18 protein-coding genes and 1 pseudogene are annotated in these 14333 nt (G+C 64.0%); 8 read left to right on the top strand and 11 right to left on the bottom strand.

Going from position 1 to position 14333, the window contains the following annotated elements; all coding sequences use genetic code 11:
* Position 1: 1 nt before the first annotated feature.
* The 4 genes from WN73_RS29840 to WN73_RS29825 all read right to left on the bottom strand — a co-directional run bounded on the left by WN73_RS29840 (position 2) and on the right by WN73_RS29825 (position 3647).
* Positions 2 to 697, bottom strand: coding sequence for an amino acid ABC transporter permease (locus WN73_RS29840; protein ID WP_011085882.1), 696 nt, complete (start codon positions 695 to 697; stop codon positions 2 to 4).
* Positions 694 to 1488 (bottom strand): amino acid ABC transporter permease, encoded by a 795-nt coding sequence (locus WN73_RS29835; RefSeq protein WP_271555850.1) that lies wholly within the window; start codon positions 1486 to 1488, stop codon positions 694 to 696. Before WN73_RS29835 ends, WN73_RS29840 begins: the two co-directional genes overlap by 4 nt.
* Positions 1489 to 1558: 70 nt before the next feature.
* Positions 1559 to 2467, bottom strand: a complete 909-nt coding sequence (locus tag WN73_RS29830) for an amino acid ABC transporter substrate-binding protein (protein WP_271555848.1) — start codon at positions 2465 to 2467, stop codon at positions 1559 to 1561.
* A 19-nt stretch (positions 2468 to 2486) separates the two neighbouring features.
* On the bottom strand, positions 2487 to 3647 hold the full coding sequence (locus WN73_RS29825; RefSeq protein ID WP_271555846.1) for an aminotransferase class V-fold PLP-dependent enzyme: 1161 nt from the start codon (positions 3645 to 3647) through the stop codon (positions 2487 to 2489).
* Positions 3648 to 3828: 181 nt separating this feature from the next.
* On the opposite strand from WN73_RS29825, the gene WN73_RS29820 reads away from it, so the two are divergent.
* Positions 3829 to 4629 (top strand): IclR family transcriptional regulator, encoded by an 801-nt coding sequence (locus WN73_RS29820; RefSeq protein ID WP_011085878.1) that lies wholly within the window; start codon positions 3829 to 3831, stop codon positions 4627 to 4629.
* Here WN73_RS29820 and WN73_RS29815 read toward each other — a convergent pair.
* The 4 genes and pseudogenes from WN73_RS29815 to WN73_RS29800 form a co-directional block, all read right to left on the bottom strand.
* Positions 4615 to 5822, bottom strand: a pseudogene (locus WN73_RS29815) (MFS transporter). The gene WN73_RS29820 and the pseudogene WN73_RS29815 overlap by 15 nt on opposite strands.
* Positions 5823 to 5946: 124 nt before the next feature.
* Positions 5947 to 7317 (bottom strand): NAD(P)-binding domain-containing protein, encoded by a 1371-nt coding sequence (locus WN73_RS29810; RefSeq protein ID WP_271555843.1) that lies wholly within the window; start codon positions 7315 to 7317, stop codon positions 5947 to 5949.
* Positions 7318 to 7365: 48 nt separating this feature from the next.
* Entirely contained in the window at positions 7366 to 7683 is a 318-nt protein-coding gene (locus tag WN73_RS29805) for an ArsR/SmtB family transcription factor (RefSeq protein WP_060911193.1), read from the bottom strand.
* A 90-nt stretch (positions 7684 to 7773) separates the two neighbouring features.
* On the bottom strand, positions 7774 to 7974 hold the full coding sequence (locus WN73_RS29800; protein ID WP_074077126.1) for a GDCCVxC domain-containing (seleno)protein: 201 nt from the start codon (positions 7972 to 7974) through the stop codon (positions 7774 to 7776).
* Between the two features lie 156 nt (positions 7975 to 8130).
* On the opposite strand from WN73_RS29800, the gene WN73_RS29795 reads away from it, so the two are divergent.
* The 7 genes from WN73_RS29795 (at position 8131) to arsC (ending at position 12813) form a co-directional block, all read left to right on the top strand.
* Positions 8131 to 8457 carry an ArsR/SmtB family transcription factor gene (locus WN73_RS29795; RefSeq protein WP_028172265.1) on the top strand — a complete coding sequence of 109 codons (327 nt, stop codon included), beginning with the start codon at positions 8131 to 8133 and terminating at the stop codon, positions 8455 to 8457.
* A 4-nt stretch (positions 8458 to 8461) separates the two neighbouring features.
* Complete coding sequence (locus WN73_RS29790; RefSeq protein ID WP_271555840.1) at positions 8462 to 9736, top strand: MFS transporter; 1275 nt, start codon at positions 8462 to 8464, stop codon at positions 9734 to 9736.
* Complete coding sequence (locus WN73_RS29785; protein ID WP_060911191.1) at positions 9733 to 10275, top strand: hypothetical protein; 543 nt, start codon at positions 9733 to 9735, stop codon at positions 10273 to 10275. The genes WN73_RS29790 and WN73_RS29785 overlap by 4 nt, the downstream gene beginning before the upstream one ends.
* A 121-nt stretch (positions 10276 to 10396) precedes the next feature.
* A complete protein-coding gene (locus WN73_RS29780) occupies positions 10397 to 10759 on the top strand; it encodes an ArsR/SmtB family transcription factor (protein ID WP_060911190.1) in 363 nt (120 codons plus the stop codon).
* On the top strand, positions 10752 to 11279 hold the full coding sequence (locus tag WN73_RS29775) for an arsenate reductase ArsC (protein WP_271555837.1): 528 nt from the start codon (positions 10752 to 10754) through the stop codon (positions 11277 to 11279). The genes WN73_RS29780 and WN73_RS29775 overlap by 8 nt, the downstream gene beginning before the upstream one ends.
* Positions 11279 to 12334 carry an ACR3 family arsenite efflux transporter gene (gene arsB, locus WN73_RS29770; RefSeq protein WP_011085869.1) on the top strand — a complete coding sequence of 352 codons (1056 nt, stop codon included), beginning with the start codon at positions 11279 to 11281 and terminating at the stop codon, positions 12332 to 12334. Before WN73_RS29775 ends, arsB begins: the two co-directional genes overlap by 1 nt.
* A 77-nt stretch (positions 12335 to 12411) precedes the next feature.
* Positions 12412 to 12813 carry an arsenate reductase (glutaredoxin) gene (arsC, locus tag WN73_RS29765; protein ID WP_011085868.1) on the top strand — a complete coding sequence of 134 codons (402 nt, stop codon included), beginning with the start codon at positions 12412 to 12414 and terminating at the stop codon, positions 12811 to 12813.
* Positions 12814 to 12874: 61 nt separating this feature from the next.
* Here arsC and WN73_RS29760 read toward each other — a convergent pair whose 3' ends face one another.
* From WN73_RS29760 to WN73_RS29750, 3 genes are read right to left on the bottom strand one after another with little or no spacing between them, the layout of a single operon-like run.
* Positions 12875 to 13762: a DUF1259 domain-containing protein gene (locus WN73_RS29760; RefSeq protein ID WP_271555833.1), complete on the bottom strand. Its 888-nt coding sequence runs from the start codon at positions 13760 to 13762 to the stop codon at positions 12875 to 12877.
* A gap of 37 nt (positions 13763 to 13799) precedes the next feature.
* Complete coding sequence (locus WN73_RS29755; RefSeq protein ID WP_271555832.1) at positions 13800 to 14033, bottom strand: hypothetical protein; 234 nt, start codon at positions 14031 to 14033, stop codon at positions 13800 to 13802.
* 14 nt (positions 14034 to 14047) lie between these two features.
* Positions 14048 to 14281, bottom strand: coding sequence for a hypothetical protein (locus WN73_RS29750; RefSeq protein WP_271555830.1), 234 nt, complete (start codon positions 14279 to 14281; stop codon positions 14048 to 14050).
* Positions 14282 to 14333: the final 52 nt, after the last annotated feature.

Raw genomic sequence — 14333 nt, 5'->3', positions numbered from 1 at the left:
CTCATCGGCGCACCCCGGCGATGGCATAGCGCTTGCGCAGCAATGCGACGCCTTGCGATGCCGCCGAACTGATGGCGAGGTAGACCACGACGACCACGAGATACATCTCGACGAGACGACCGTTGAGCTGCGCGAGCTTCGAGGCCGCGCCGAGCAGGTCGGTGAGCGAGAGCACGTAGACCAGCGAGGTATCCTGGAACAGGATGATGGTCTGGCTCAGGATGATCGGGCTCGCCACGCGGAGCACCTGCGGCAGGATCACGCTGCGATAGGTCTCGAAGGTGGACAGTGCGAGCGCCTGGCACGCCTCGAACTGTCCGCGGTTCACGGCGCGCAATCCGACGCGGATGATTTCCGAATAATAGGCCGCCTCGAACAGGCCGAAGGTGATGAAGGCGGTCCAGGTGGCGCCGATCGGAATCGGGCGACCGTTTCCGCTGAGGTGGCCGAGCACGATCGGCACCAGGAAGAAGAACCAGAACAGGACGAGGATCAAGGGGATCGAGCGGATCAGGGCGATGTAGCCGCGCACGACCTTCCCGATCACCGGCACCTCGAAGTGCTGCAACAGCGCAAGGCAGGTGCCCAGGATCATGCCGACCACGAAGGCCACCGCGGTCAGCGCCAGCGAAAACAGCAATCCGGACCAGAGATAGGGCCACGCCTGCAGAACAATCGAGAAATCGAGGCTGTTCATTTCACGACCTCCATCCCTGAGGGCAACGAGCCGGCCTGCCCGACGTCGTCGGCCAGGCTCGGCTCGATCGCATCCTCCGCACGCCCTGTGCCCGGAATGCGCACGGCCCTGTCGATCAGCGCCATCCCCTGATAGGCGATCAGCGCCAGCGCGAGATAGATCAGGGTCGCGGCGCCGAAAGCCGTGAAGGTCTGGAACGTCGCCTCGCTGATCTGGCGCGCCTGAGCCGTGAGCTCCATCAGCCCGATCGTCAGTGCGACCGAGGTGTTCTTGTAGATGCCCATCACCTCGCTGGTGAGGCTTGGCACGATCAAACGCAGCGCCTGCGGCACGATGATATGGCGGTAGGTCAGATAGGCGGTGAGTCCGAGTGCGCTTGCCGCCTCGGTCTGCCCTCTCGGCAGGGCATCGATCCCGGCCCGAACCTGCTCGGCGATCCGGGCCGCGGTGTAGAGGCCGAGGCACAGAAGTGCGGGGACGAATGATCCCCAGGGCGGCGGAATCTGCTTGATGGCATTTCCGAGCGTGACGGGAAGAATCTCCGGCAGGACGAAGTACCAGAGAAACATCTGCGCCAGGACGGGGATGTTGCGGAAAATCTCCACATACAGGCGCGCAAGCGCAGCGATGGCCCGGTTCTGCACGGTGCGGCCGATCCCGACGACGATCCCGATCGCAAAGGCAATCCACCAGCCGAAGAACGCCAGGGCCAGGGTCCAGCCGAGGCCCGACAGAAGCCAGTCGATGTAGCGCTGGCCATCCGCCGTCTGTTCAAAGAGCACCGCGAACATGGCGAACCTCGAAGCTCCGGATACAAGAGAGGATCAGCGTGCGGAAAGATTCCGCGATATGGTTCTCCGACTAATCGACGGCATCGCTGGGATGCGCGATCCGTTCCTTCAGTTCGTCGGTCAGCGGAAAGGCAAGATTCTCGCCCTTTGGCGGAATCCCCCGCGTGAACCACTTCGCGTAGGTCTTTTCGAACTGCCCCGACGCCATCTGCTTCGACAGGACGTCGTCGACGAGCGCCTTGAAGCCGGCATCGCCCTTCGTGAACATCAGACCATAATAGATCTTCGCGTAACCCTCGGGGAGAAATATCAGCGCGTCCGGCTTCGGAGCCGCGGCCTTGAGGCCGGCGAGCAGGATATCGTCCTCCATGAAGGCGGCCGCGCGGCCGGTGTTGAGCATCAGGAAGGATTCCGCGTGGTCTTTCGCCTGGACGATGTTGAAGCCGAGCTGCTCCTTGGCATTCACGCCTTGCGCGAAGCCGACGGCATTGGAACCCTGGGTCACGACGATCGTCTTGCCCTTGAGATCGCCGGCCGTCTTCACGCCGCTGTCGGCCTTGACCAGCCAGCGCGGCTGGCTGACGAAGGTGGCGACGGAGAACGAGACCTGCTCCTGCCGCTTCCTGTCGTTCGCCGTGCCGCCACACTCGATATCGACGGTGCCGCTTTGGATGAGCGGAATCCGGTTGGACGAGTTCACCGGCGTATAGTTGACGGCGAGATTGGGCAGGCTGAGCTCCACCTTGATGCGCTCGACGATGCCGGCGCAGAGGTCCAGTGAAAAGCCGATCGGCTTTTGATCGGGACCGAGATACGAGAACGGAATGGAGGCCTCGCGGTGGCCGATGGTGATGGCACCGCTCGATTTGATCTTGGCGAGCGTGGGGCTGTCGGCCGCGATCGACGGCCCAGCGAGGGTGCCGACGGCCGCAAGGCCGATTAGGCCGCCCCATACACGCGCAAAACTCGTCATGTGCATCTCCCCTCTGAAGAACAGCCTAGGCGGCCCTGGACGACGGCTTCACGCCGCGCCGCTTGATGATGTCGATCAGGCGATCGACATCGGCGAAAGTGTTGAACATCCCGAACGACACGCGAATGCCATCGCGCTCCGGCGACACGCGGACGCCATTCTGCTCGAAATGACCGAGCCATTCGCCCGCAGGAAGCGCGATGACGTAGATGTGCGGCGCGCGGTGCTGCCGATCGCGGGGACCGACGAGACGAACGTCCAGCGCGTCGAGCCCCGCGATGAGATGATCGCCGAGATCGAGACAATGGTTCTGGATGTTCTGCACGCCGAGCGCTTCGATCATGTCGAGGGAGGCACCGAGCGCATGGATCGCCGGAAGATTGAAATTGCCGAGCTCGAAGCGGCGCGCGCTCGGGGCCAGCTCGAGCTGGTCGGGCCGGGCGATGAGATCGGCCGGGACCTCCGCAAGGCTGGCGGCGGCGAGATAGGCGGGCTCGAGCTCAATCCTCGATTTGTCCCAATACAGCAGCCCAAGCCCCTGCGGCACAAGCAAGCCCTTGTGGCTGCCCGACCCGATGAAGGTCGCCCGCATGGCTTTCGCATCGATCGGCACGACGCCGATCGCCTGCATGACGTCGACGACGAAATAGAGCCCCTTCTCGTCACAGAGGGCGCCGATGCTTTCGACGTCAAAACGATGACCGGCGTGGAAGGTCACCTGCGACATCGAGATCGCCCGCGTGCTCGCGTCGATGTGCGGACGAAGGCTGTCGGCGTTCACGATCTCCGTCATCGGCACGAACTCGACCGTCACGCCCTTGCGCCGCAGATTGAGGAACGCATAGGCGTTGTTGGGATGATCGCCATGGATCATCAGCACCTTGTCGCCGGCGCGCAGGGGCAGCGCGTTGGCGGCAATGTTCATGCTTTCCGAGGTGTTCTTGGTGAAGGCGATCTCGTCGGCCGCTACGCCGAGAAACCGCGCCAGCTTCTCGCGGGTCTGCTCGACGCGATCGAGCCACACGCTCTTGGGGCCGGCCGTCTCAAGGCCCTCGCGGAGGAAGAGATCGATCGCCGCCTTGACCGGGCGCGCGAGCGGCGTCTGGAAGCCGGCGTCGAGATAGGTGATGCGCTCGACAGCCGGAAATTCCTTCCGCACGGCACCGACGTCGTAATGGCGAGACATCCCACTCTCCTGATGAGCGCGCCCGGCAGGGCTCTGGCTGCGCTGCACAAATCCTGATCACCTTTCGGCGGCGCCAACGATATGAGCACTCCGCCGGTGCGGCCAAGAGTAATTTTCATATTTCAATAGTATTTATTCCGAAAAATGATAATTATATGGGATGTCACGCAAGGATGAGTAGATGCCGCAAACCAATTCCGACGGACCGCTCGACCGGGCCTTCGCCATCGTTGGCCATGTCGCCGGTCAAGTCAGAGCTGTCTCGGTTGCGGAAATCGCCAACGCGCTGGCTCTCCCGCTGCCGACGGCGCATCGCCTGATCGGCAATCTGGAGCAGCGCGGGCTTCTTCAGAAAGCTCTGGGAACGAAGCGCTACGTGGTCGGCAACCAGCTGGTCACGCTGTCGGCCAAGGTCATCGGCGCAGCTTTCCGCACCGCGCGCCGGCACGCCGTGCTCCGCGCAGTCGCGGCCGAAATCGGCGAGCAATGCGAGATCGGTGTCGTGCGGGACAATGTCGTCGCCTACGTCGACAGCGTCCGCGTGTCGCAACCGCAGGGGCTCCAATTCAATCCGGGCGAAGCGGCACCGCTCCACTGCACGTCGACCGGCAAGATCTACATGAGTCGATTGCCGGAGCGAGCGCGCGAGAAGCTGTGCCGCGCACTCACGCTCACCAAATACACCGAGACGACGATCGTCGACGTCGAAAGCCTGATGAAAGTCCTCGACGAGACGCGCAAACGCGGCTGGGCCAAGACCAACGAAGAGTACGTGCGGGGGGTCGTCGGCTGCGCCGTTCCCATCCTGTCTCCGGATCGCGAACTGATCGCGTGCCTCGGCGTCTCCGTTCCCGTGGCCCGCGTGAGCTTCGCCGAGCTGGATCGGTTCATCGCTCCGCTGCAGAAAGCCGCTGCGCTGCTGTCGGAGACCATCCTCCAGGCCGACGATGACGGCGCGAGCGAGGCATCAGAGACGTTCTAGTCCTGCCCGTTTGATTGTCCGCTTCCGGCCCCCGTCGGCGCCGCTCCGCGCCCACAGCAGCGCGAGCGGCCCCAGCGCGATGCCGGCGGCGAGGACGATGAACGCCAGCAGCCAGCCGGTCGCGCTCTGCGGGCCTCCGGCCGCGTCGAGCGCAGCGCCGGTCCCCCACGCGCCAACCGCTGACAGGCCGAAACCAACCGTCGAGTGCAAGGCGAGCGTCGCGCCGCGATGTTCGGATGCGGCGGCGGCCGACATGCCCGCGGTCAACGCGCCGGAATCGGCCGGCACGGTCAGGCCATAGAGGAGCAGCAGCAGTGCGAGCAGCCATGCCGGGGCCGTCGCGTTGAGGCCAATGACCAGCGCGACGCAAGCCGACGCAATCATCACGATCGTGATCGCGCGATGGCGGCCGAATTTCAGCGCCGCCTCGTTGCCAAGGATGCTAGCGGGCATCGAGATCACCGCGAAGCAGAAGCTCAGCACAACGGGGCTCAACCAGGCCGGCGCGCCCTGATGAGCGACGACGAAGGTCCAGAACCCCACCAGCCAGGCCGGATGCCATAGAGCTCGAAGCAGTGCGCACCATAGCCGAGGATGTATCCGAGCGCCTCGCGGTTGGCGAAGACGGGAGCGAAGTTCAGCAGACGCCCGGCTTTCGGCACGGGTCGCCGCGGGTCGATCAGGAGGCACGCGCCGACCATTGCGACCGGACCGAAGCCGGTCACGAGGAAAGCCGTCCGCCAACCCCACCTGTCGGCGATCAGTTGCGCCACCAGGAACGAGAGGCCGACACCCACCGAGAAGCTCGACGTGTACAGCGTGACGGCCCGCGAGGTGTCGCCCGCGGGAAGCCGGTCGGTCAGGGCTTTCAGGCCGGGCATGTAGGCGCCCGCAAATCCGAGCCCTGCAAGCGACCAGATCGCCGTGCCCGACCAGAACCCCTGCGCGAACATGCCGAACGCCGCGGTGGCGAGCCCGCTGACGATCGAGCCCCAGAGCAGGACCAGCCGCGCATCGATCCGGTCGGTCAGCGTCGTCAGCACCGGCACTGCGAGCATGTAGCCGAACGCATAGCCGCTTGCCATCAGGCCGCCTTCGGCCGCGGAAAGTCCCCACGCCGGCATCAGGTGCTGCGCCAGGTTCGCGGACAGCGTCACATGCGGCAGCAGGTTGCCGACCTGGCCGATGCACATCACCGCAATCAGAGACCGGCCGCTCAAGCTTCGAATTTTGCCCTCCATTGCGGGGAAGACAGCGCCGGGGTTGGCAGGGTGCCGAGCGCCGGTCCTTCGGCGAGCGGGTGCGGAGCGGAGTGCCTCATGAGCAGCCACACCCCGAAGCGCCCGACGTCTTCGCGGTTTCGTCGGCGGCGCAGCAGGCCGACGAAACGTCCTTCGCCGGTCCGCCGCAGCATCCCGACGCGGCGGCAGCGGTCTCAAGGCCGCCGCGCGTACAGACGCCGGTCTCGGGCAACACAAGCTCGACTCTCGCCGCGGCGCGCTTGTCGCCGGCGATATCGGCCACGATCGAGCGGACCTGCTCATAACCCGTCATCATGAGGAAGGTCGGCGCTCGGCCGTAGGACTTCATGCCGGCCAGGTAGAAACCCGGCTCATCATGCGCGAGCTCGCGGGCGCCGTGCGGGCGCACCGTGCCGCAGCTATGTTCGTTGGGATCGATCAGCGGCGCCAGCGCGACCGGTGCCTCGATGGCGGGATCGAGCCGCAGGCGCAGCTCGGACAGGAACGAAAAGTCGGGACGGAAACCGGTCGACACGATCAATTCGTCCGCGATCACCTGTCGCGCACCGCTCAAGGCGCCCGCGGCGATCTTGAGCCGGCCTTCGGAGTCCGAAAGGTGCGTGACGCCGAATTCGGTTTCGATCCTGATCTTCCCGGCGGCAACGAGCGCGGCGAAGGCGGTGCCGAGCTCGCCGCGCGCGGCCAGCTTGTCGTTGCGGCCGCCGCCGAAAGCCTTGGCGGGATCGGCGCCGCGCAAGAGCCAGACCGGTTGCGTACCTGGCACCTCGCCCGCGAGATGCACGAGATCGATCAGCGTACCCACGGCGGAATGGCCGGCGCCCAGGACGGCAACGGTCTTCCCGGCATATCTGGAACGAGCGGCGCCTCGCACATCCGGCATGCCGTAGGCGACGCGGCCGGCGCACTCGGGCTCGCCGATCGCCGTCAAACCGTTGCTCCCGGCCGGATTGGGGGAGAACCATGTGCCTGACGTATCGATCACGGCATCCGCGCGCAGTACCTCGGGGCCGCGGCCGTTCCGGTAGCGGATCTCGAACGGCGCCTGCTCGCGTCCCCTGGTCCTGGCCTTGTCGAAGCCGACACGGCTGATCGCCGAGACGCGGCTGGAGGTCCGGATCGCCTCACGCAGCGGCGTTCGCGTCGCAAGCGGCGTGAGATATCGATCGAGCAACTCGCCGCCGGTCGGATAGGACTGAGGGTCCGGCGAATTCCATCCCGTCGGCGCGAGCAGACGCGCGGCGGCCTTGTCGATGTTGTACTCCCACGGCGAGAACAGCTGCACGTGCTGCCACTGGCGGATCGCATGTCCAGCCTCCGGCCCGGCCTCCAGCACGACGGGCGACATGCCCCGTGCGAGCACATGCGCGGCCGCAGCGAGGCCGACGGGCCCTGCCCCGACGATAGCTACCATCTTCCCATCACGCATCTTGTCATCCTATAATTCTAGAAATTTCGAATAACCGAGCCGAAAAAATCAGGCCGCCGTCCGGGCGCCCTTGCATCCGGCTTCGTCCGCACAGCACTCCGCCGCCAGGAAATCGACCAGGCCCCGCATCAAGTCATAGTTCGCGTGACAGACCAGGGTCGTCGATTCGCGGACCTGGCTGATGAGTCCGACCGCGACCAGAGACTTGATGTGATGCGACAGCGTCGAGGCCGGGATCTTCAGCTTGTCCTGCAAGCGGCCGACGGGCATGCCCGACCGTCCGGCCCGGACCAGGGCCCGATAGATCTGAAGCCGTGTCCGGTTACCCAGGGCTTCCAGGCGTGCTGCTGCGTCGTCGATCTTCATGACGAGACAATGCACCGAGCCGCCGGCGCGGTCAACTGTATTTCTAGAATATTGGAAATACAGTTGAGACCGCTCCGGCAGAGGCTGGCATCAACAGCACTTTCCGTTCTGCTGGATCGGCGGACAAGGGACCGATCCGTACGAACAAAAGACGCAGCAATCGCCGCTCTTGGGCTTGAGCCGGGCCCCGCACCCCTTGCAATCGTAGAAGAACTGGCAGGCGTCAGTCGGCATGGTCTCGGCTGACGCGTGATGACAGACCGGACACGTAATAACCGATTGCGTTTGCATTGCCGGCTTTCCTCGATCGCAAGACAAGACCCATTCTAGTCGTTTGGCGCCAACGCGCCAACAAAGGTCGTGTTACTTTCGGAGCTCGACCTCCATCAGACCATAAAACTAGCATTATAGTTGTAATTCCCTAGGGTTTGCGGTATCGTGGAACCCATGAACCGGAAAATCGCTGCGCGCTGTCTGGCGGAACTAGGCAATTTGACGCGCCTGGACATATATCGGCTGCTGGTTCGAGCCGGGCCGCCCGGCCTTAGCATCACCGATATCCAGACCCGCCTCGACGTACCGGCCTCGACGCTCGCCTTTCATCTCCGCGGGCTGGTCACCGCTGGCCTCGTCGCACAGGAAAAAAACGGGCGCACGGTGATCTGCCGCGCTCGATACGATCGCATGGACGGAGTCATCGCGTTCTTGCGCGAGCATTGCTGCGAGGGATTTGCGAGTGACGCGCCGGCGGCGGCGACACGCCGGGCGAGTTGATCAGATGCGGATGGTGAGCCCCCGAACGTCGGCTCTCCATTATGGCTGGATCGTACTGGGCGCGGGCACATTCGGCTCGTTCATGACGCTGCCCGGCCAAACGGCAGGCGTTTCCGTTTTCTTCGACCCCATCACCGCCGATCTCGGAATCTCTCGCACATCAGCCTCAATCGCTTATGCAGTGGGAACGCTTGCGGGAATCCTGCCGGCACCCGTGATCGGTCGCTGGATCGACCGGCGCGGACCGCGCCTAACGGCGACCATCATCGCCGGTGGCCTCGCCCTGGCCTGCACGCTCATGGCGGCTGTTCAAACAGCAATGATGTTGCTCATCGGCTTCGCGCTGTTGCGCGGCGCTGCGATCGGCGGCCTCAGCCTCGTCAGTCAGCAGGTCGTCAATCTATGGTTCGTACGTCGGCGCGGGATTGCCGCTGCAGCAGCCAGTCTCGGACTCGCGGCCGGTTCCATGACCTTCCCGAAGCTGATCGATAGCCTGATCTCGCTCTACGGCTGGCGAGGCGCCTATCTCGCCCTCGCCGGACTTGTTGCACTCACCATTCTGCCGGTTGCGGCTGCCCTGTTTCGCGATCGGCCGGAGAAATACGGCCTCAGCACGGACGCCGGGCTACCGCCGACTACGCAAGATCTACGGGAGGAGCCTTCGTTTACGCACAAGCAGGCGCTCCGTACCGGCGTATTCTGGCTGCTGTGCGCGGCAGGCTTTCTCACCAATGCCATCGGCACCGCGCTCTTGCTCAATCACTTCTCAATCATGCGGACGGCCGGGATCGCACACAGCGACGCGCTGCTACTGCTGTCGCTTCTTGCCGGCGTTCAAGCCGTTGCGACACTCGGCACCGGATTTCTGGTGGATCGCTATGAACCCCGGCACCTGGTTCCGCTCGCGATGTTCATGCTTGCGCTGGCGACGGCTCTTCCGGCGTTTAGCAGCGGCGTCGCCATCAGTGTGCTGTACGCGCTGAGTCTGGGAGGGGCGTACGGTTCGCAGCAAGCCATCAACGCCGCCGGCTATGCGCAGTATTTCGGCCGCGACCATCTCGGCGCAATCAGGGGCGCGTCGTTCGTCTTCGGCATTGCCGGCGCAGCATTCGGCCCACTGCCTTTCGCGGCAAGCGTCGATTGGGCCGGAAGCTATGCGGCCGTCCTGATCGGTTGCTGCATGCTTTGCATTGTCTGCGGCGCCGGCGCATTCGCCGTCAAACGACCGTTCTCGTCGGCCGAGTCGATGATGAACTGCAAGATGGGAGCAACGCCATGACAGGCGGAGAAACGACCATCGTGGCTGGCATCGAAATTCCTTCGACCGACGCCTTCTTTCTGGCGGTGGTCCTGGGGCTGCATATTCCCCTGGGCCTTGCGTGCGTTGCGATCGGCGCAATCGCGATGTTGAGTGAGAAGCGTCGCGGGCGTCATTCGAGGCTTGGGACGACCTATTTCTGGTCCCTGCTGGCGCTCGTCGCGTCCGCGACGTTACTGTCACTTATGCGCTGGGCCGAAAACTATCACTTGTTCGTACTCGGTGTGTTGTCATTCACTTGCGCCTGGATCGGGCGCACCGCGCTCCGGCGCCGCTGGTGGTATTGGGTCAGGCTGCATATAGCTGGGATGGGCCTGTCGTACATACTGGTGCTGGTTGCTTTCTACGTAGACAACGGAAGGCAGCTTCCGCTTTGGAAGGACCTGCCCCATTTCATGTACTGGCTGATACCGCTGGCCGTTGGTATTCCGCTTATCGTTCGCGCGCTTCTGTGGCCGCCGTTGGCACCCGCCCGCCATGATTTCCACTTGATGCGGTAATTTGCGATGCGCGCCAATCGATGCCCTCAAGCCAATGCGGCCGAATAGCTCCTTCCGACGCTTGACGGGCCCTCCGGATTTCGGATTGACGAGCATCTAATAATTCCATAAATCTGGATATATGGAAGCTGAAGAAGCCGTTCTCGCCCTCGCGGCGCTGTCCCAATCGACCCGTCTGGAGGCCTTCCGGACGTTGGTCAAACATGAGCCCGATGGCCTTGCGGCAGGCGACCTCGCGCGCCAGCTGGAAGTGCCGCCCAACACGCTTTCGGCCCATCTGTCGATCTTGACGCGCGCGCGCCTCGTGACCTCCGAGCGGCGCAGCCGTTCGATCGTCTATCGCGCCAACCTCGCCGAGTTTCGCGACGTCGCGGTTTTCCTGCTTCGGGATTGCTGCGGCGGGCGACCGGAAGTTTGCGAGCCGGTCGTCGAAAGCCTCCAAGCCTGCTGCTCTCCAAAGCGAAAGGGGCGTATCCGTGCCTGATCAAATCTACAATGTCCTGTTCCTGTGTACCGGCAATTCAGCACGCTCGATCCTCGCCGAGTCGATCCTCAGGAAGGACGGAGCCAGCCGCTTTCAGGCATTCTCCGCCGGAAGCACCCCGAAAGGCGCGGTCCACCCGCTGGCGCTGCGCACGCTGGAAAGCATGGACTATCCCACCGACGGGATGCGCTCGAAGAGCTGGCTGGAGTTCGCTGCTCCCGATGCGCCGGTGATGGATTTCGTCTTCACCGTTTGTGACAATGCCGCCGGCGAGGTCTGCCCCATCTGGCCGGGGCAGCCGATGACCGCGCACTGGGGCATCGAGGATCCCGCCGCAGCCGAGGGCACCGATCTGGAGAAGCAGGCGGCGTTCGTCACCGCGTTCCGCTACCTCAAGAACCGGATCGACACCTTCGTGAATCTTCCACTGAGGAGCATCGACAAGCTCTCGCTCGGCACCAGGCTGCGCGAGATCGGCCGCGCCGATGGTGCGAGCCATTCAACGCCGAAGGCAGGCTGATGGGACTGTTCGAACGATACCTGACCCTCTGGGTCGCGCTCTGCATCGTTGCCGGCGTGGCGCTGGGACATATCATGCCCAGCTTCTTCGGTGCGGTCGCGACCGCCGAGATTGCCAAAGTCAATTTGCCGGTCGCGGTGCTGATCTGGCTGATGATCGTGCCGATGTTGCTGAAGATCGACTTCGGCTCGCTGGGCCAGGTCCGTGAGCATTGGCGCGGCGTCGGCGTCACCCTTTTCATCAACTGGGCTGTCAAGCCATTCTCGATGGCGCTGCTCGGCTCGTTCTTCATCGGCCATGTGTTCGCACCCATGCTGCCGGCGGGCCAGATCCCGTCCTACATCGCGGGCCTGATCCTGCTGGCCGCCGCGCCCTGCACCGCGATGGTGTTCGTATGGTCCAATTTGTGCGAGGGGGAGCCGCACTATACGCTGAGCCAGGTCGCGCTCAACGACGTGATCATGGTTTTCCTGTTTGCACCGCTGGTCGGACTGCTGCTCGGGGTCGCCTCCATCAGCGTTCCCTGGGGCACGCTGCTGCTCTCGGTTTTGCTCTACATCGTGGTCCCCGTGATCGTCGCGCAAGCGTGGCGAAGGGTGCTGCTGCAAAAGGGCGGCGATGCCTTCGCCCGCAGCCTGCGGACGCTGCAGCCTCTTTCGCTCGCCGCGCTTCTGGCGACATTGGTTTTGCTGTTCGGCTTTCAGGGAGAACAGATCGTCAGGCAGCCCGGCGTCATCGCGATCCTCGCCGTCCCGATCCTCGTTCAGGTCTATTTCAATGCGGGCCTGGCCTATTGGCTCAGCCGGCGGTTCGGCGTGGCCTGGTGCGTTGCCGCTCCAGCCGCCCTCATCGGCGCGAGCAATTTCTTCGAACTGGCGGTCGCTGCCGCGATCAGCCTGTTCGGCCTCGACTCCGGCGCGGCGCTTGCGACCGTCGTCGGCGTCCTTGTCGAGGTCCCGGTGATGCTGTCCGTCGTCCGCATCGTGAAGGCGACCAGAGGCTGGTACGAAGCCGGTGCCGGCAAGGTCTCCACGCCGGCGGAGGCCCGCCAGTGACGTCGCCATAAGCCGCCAACCGCGCGCAACACAACGATCACGAGCCAGACCCCGGTCCCAATCGCGGAGACATTCCGATGAGCGTCACGATCTATCACAATCCTGAATGCGGAACCTCGCGCAACACGCTCGCGATGATCCGGCAGAGCGGTGCCGAGCCCACCGTTATTGAATACCTCAAGACCCCACCATCGCGCGAAACGCTCAAGCAACTTATCGCAGCGATGGGAATATCGGTCCGCGCATTGCTGCGCGAGAAGGGGACGCCGTACAAGGAGCTCGGCCTTGCCGACCCCAAATGGACGGACGATGAACTGCTCGACGCGATGATGGCACATCCCATTCTGATCAATCGTCCGATCGTGGTGACGGCGAAGGGCACGCGACTGTGCCGGCCCTCCGAAGCCGTCGTCGACCTCCTGGACAATCCCCTCGGCCGGTTTGTGAAGGAGGACGGCGAGGTGATCGAAGCCAGGTAGGCACGAACGAAGAACGCATTTCGCCCCGACGGCCCGATCAGAGACCGATACAGATCGGACATCAGTTCTTCGTACTCGCCGTCTTGTCGAGCGCGGCACGCACGCCATTGGCGAGCTTGATCGCGTCGTCGTTCGCCCAGAAGTGCATGAAGAAAAGACGCGGCTGCTCGTCCAGCATGTGGCTATGAAGCGCCGTTACGGAGATGCCATGGGACCGGAGCGCCATGATCACGGGATTCACCTCGTCGCCGATCAGCACGAAGTCGCCGGTGATGGCCGCCCTGCCGCCGCCGGTCGGCTGGAAGTTGACACCGGTCGCAACGCCCATGGGGCCGACGGGACTTAACTGCATTCCGTGCTCGGTAATCGGATCGCGGCGGGGAACGTTGAACTGATAGACACCGCCGTTGGCCTGCCCCTTGACGCCGATGATCTGATCGAGCTTGGCCGTGTCGAGATCAATGGCAGGCGGCGGGACCGCCGGAGCCGGCGCCAACATAGGCGTCTTGCTCTCGGCAAGCGCGGTCCTGATGGCGGTCGCGATCTTGAGCGGATCACCGTGCCCGGCCACATGCATGTAGAATGTCGCCGGGACCGCGCCGAGCAGATGGTTGTGAACAGCCGTAATCTCCAACCCGCTCTCGATCATCTTCTGCATGACCGGGTTGATTTCCGATTCGAGCAGCACCAGATCGCCCATTGCCATGACGGCGCCATGCGCGGGCTTGAACGCGACCCAGCCGCCCAGCGCCAGCGAAGGCTTGATGGTGACGCCGTCGAGCGTCACCGTGAGGTCGGTGCGGGGAAAGCCATAACGATGCACGTCGCCGGCGACGGCCGGCTTTCGGCCCAGCGCATCATCGACCTTCTGCCAGTCGACATCCTGCGCGTGAGCGGTCGCGACGAAGCATGCGCCGATGCCCATCAGCGGCAGAATTGCACTTCGCATTGATCTGCTCCCTCGAGCGAAATCCGGTTTCCGGAGTTCAGTTCTGCTCTTTGATCTGGCCGGCACCGTCGATAAGGAGCCGCACCGGCTTGCCGTTCTTGACCGCCTTGGCGGTCGTCCCCTCCGCCGTCGACTTGATCTCGCTGACCTGCGTGTAGCCAGCCGCCTGGATCCTGGCGATCAACTCGTCTTGAGTCAGCGCGCGTGCGGTCGGCACGCCAGCCGCGATCGCCAGAAACAGGAAGGTGAAAAAGATTGTCCATGTTCGCATGGTCGTTCTCCCGGTCATGTCCCGCCCCAGGTGAAGTCCGCTTTTGCGACGCTGCCCTTCCAAATGGCGCAGATCGAGAGGTCACGCCCCTGACGCAGGTCCGCCGGGACGCCCTTGTCGGTATGCGCGCCGACAGGCTCCGGCGCGCCGCGCGGGAGCGATGAGCCGAAACGATCTGTCAGATGAATTCGGAGTGTGGGGTGACATGCTGCGCCCTTGGTGACGATCAGGACGCGATTCTTGGGCATGACGCCTCACGGGGAGATCGCACATCCCCGTTGCCTGAAATAGAAAACCCGG

The sequence above is a fragment of the Bradyrhizobium sp. CCBAU 45394 genome (assembly GCF_028128655.1).
Classification (GTDB): Bacteria; Pseudomonadota; Alphaproteobacteria; order Rhizobiales; family Xanthobacteraceae; genus Bradyrhizobium; species Bradyrhizobium diazoefficiens.
Note: the sequence above shows the minus strand (reverse complement) of the source record. Positions and strands in the feature narration are given on the sequence as shown.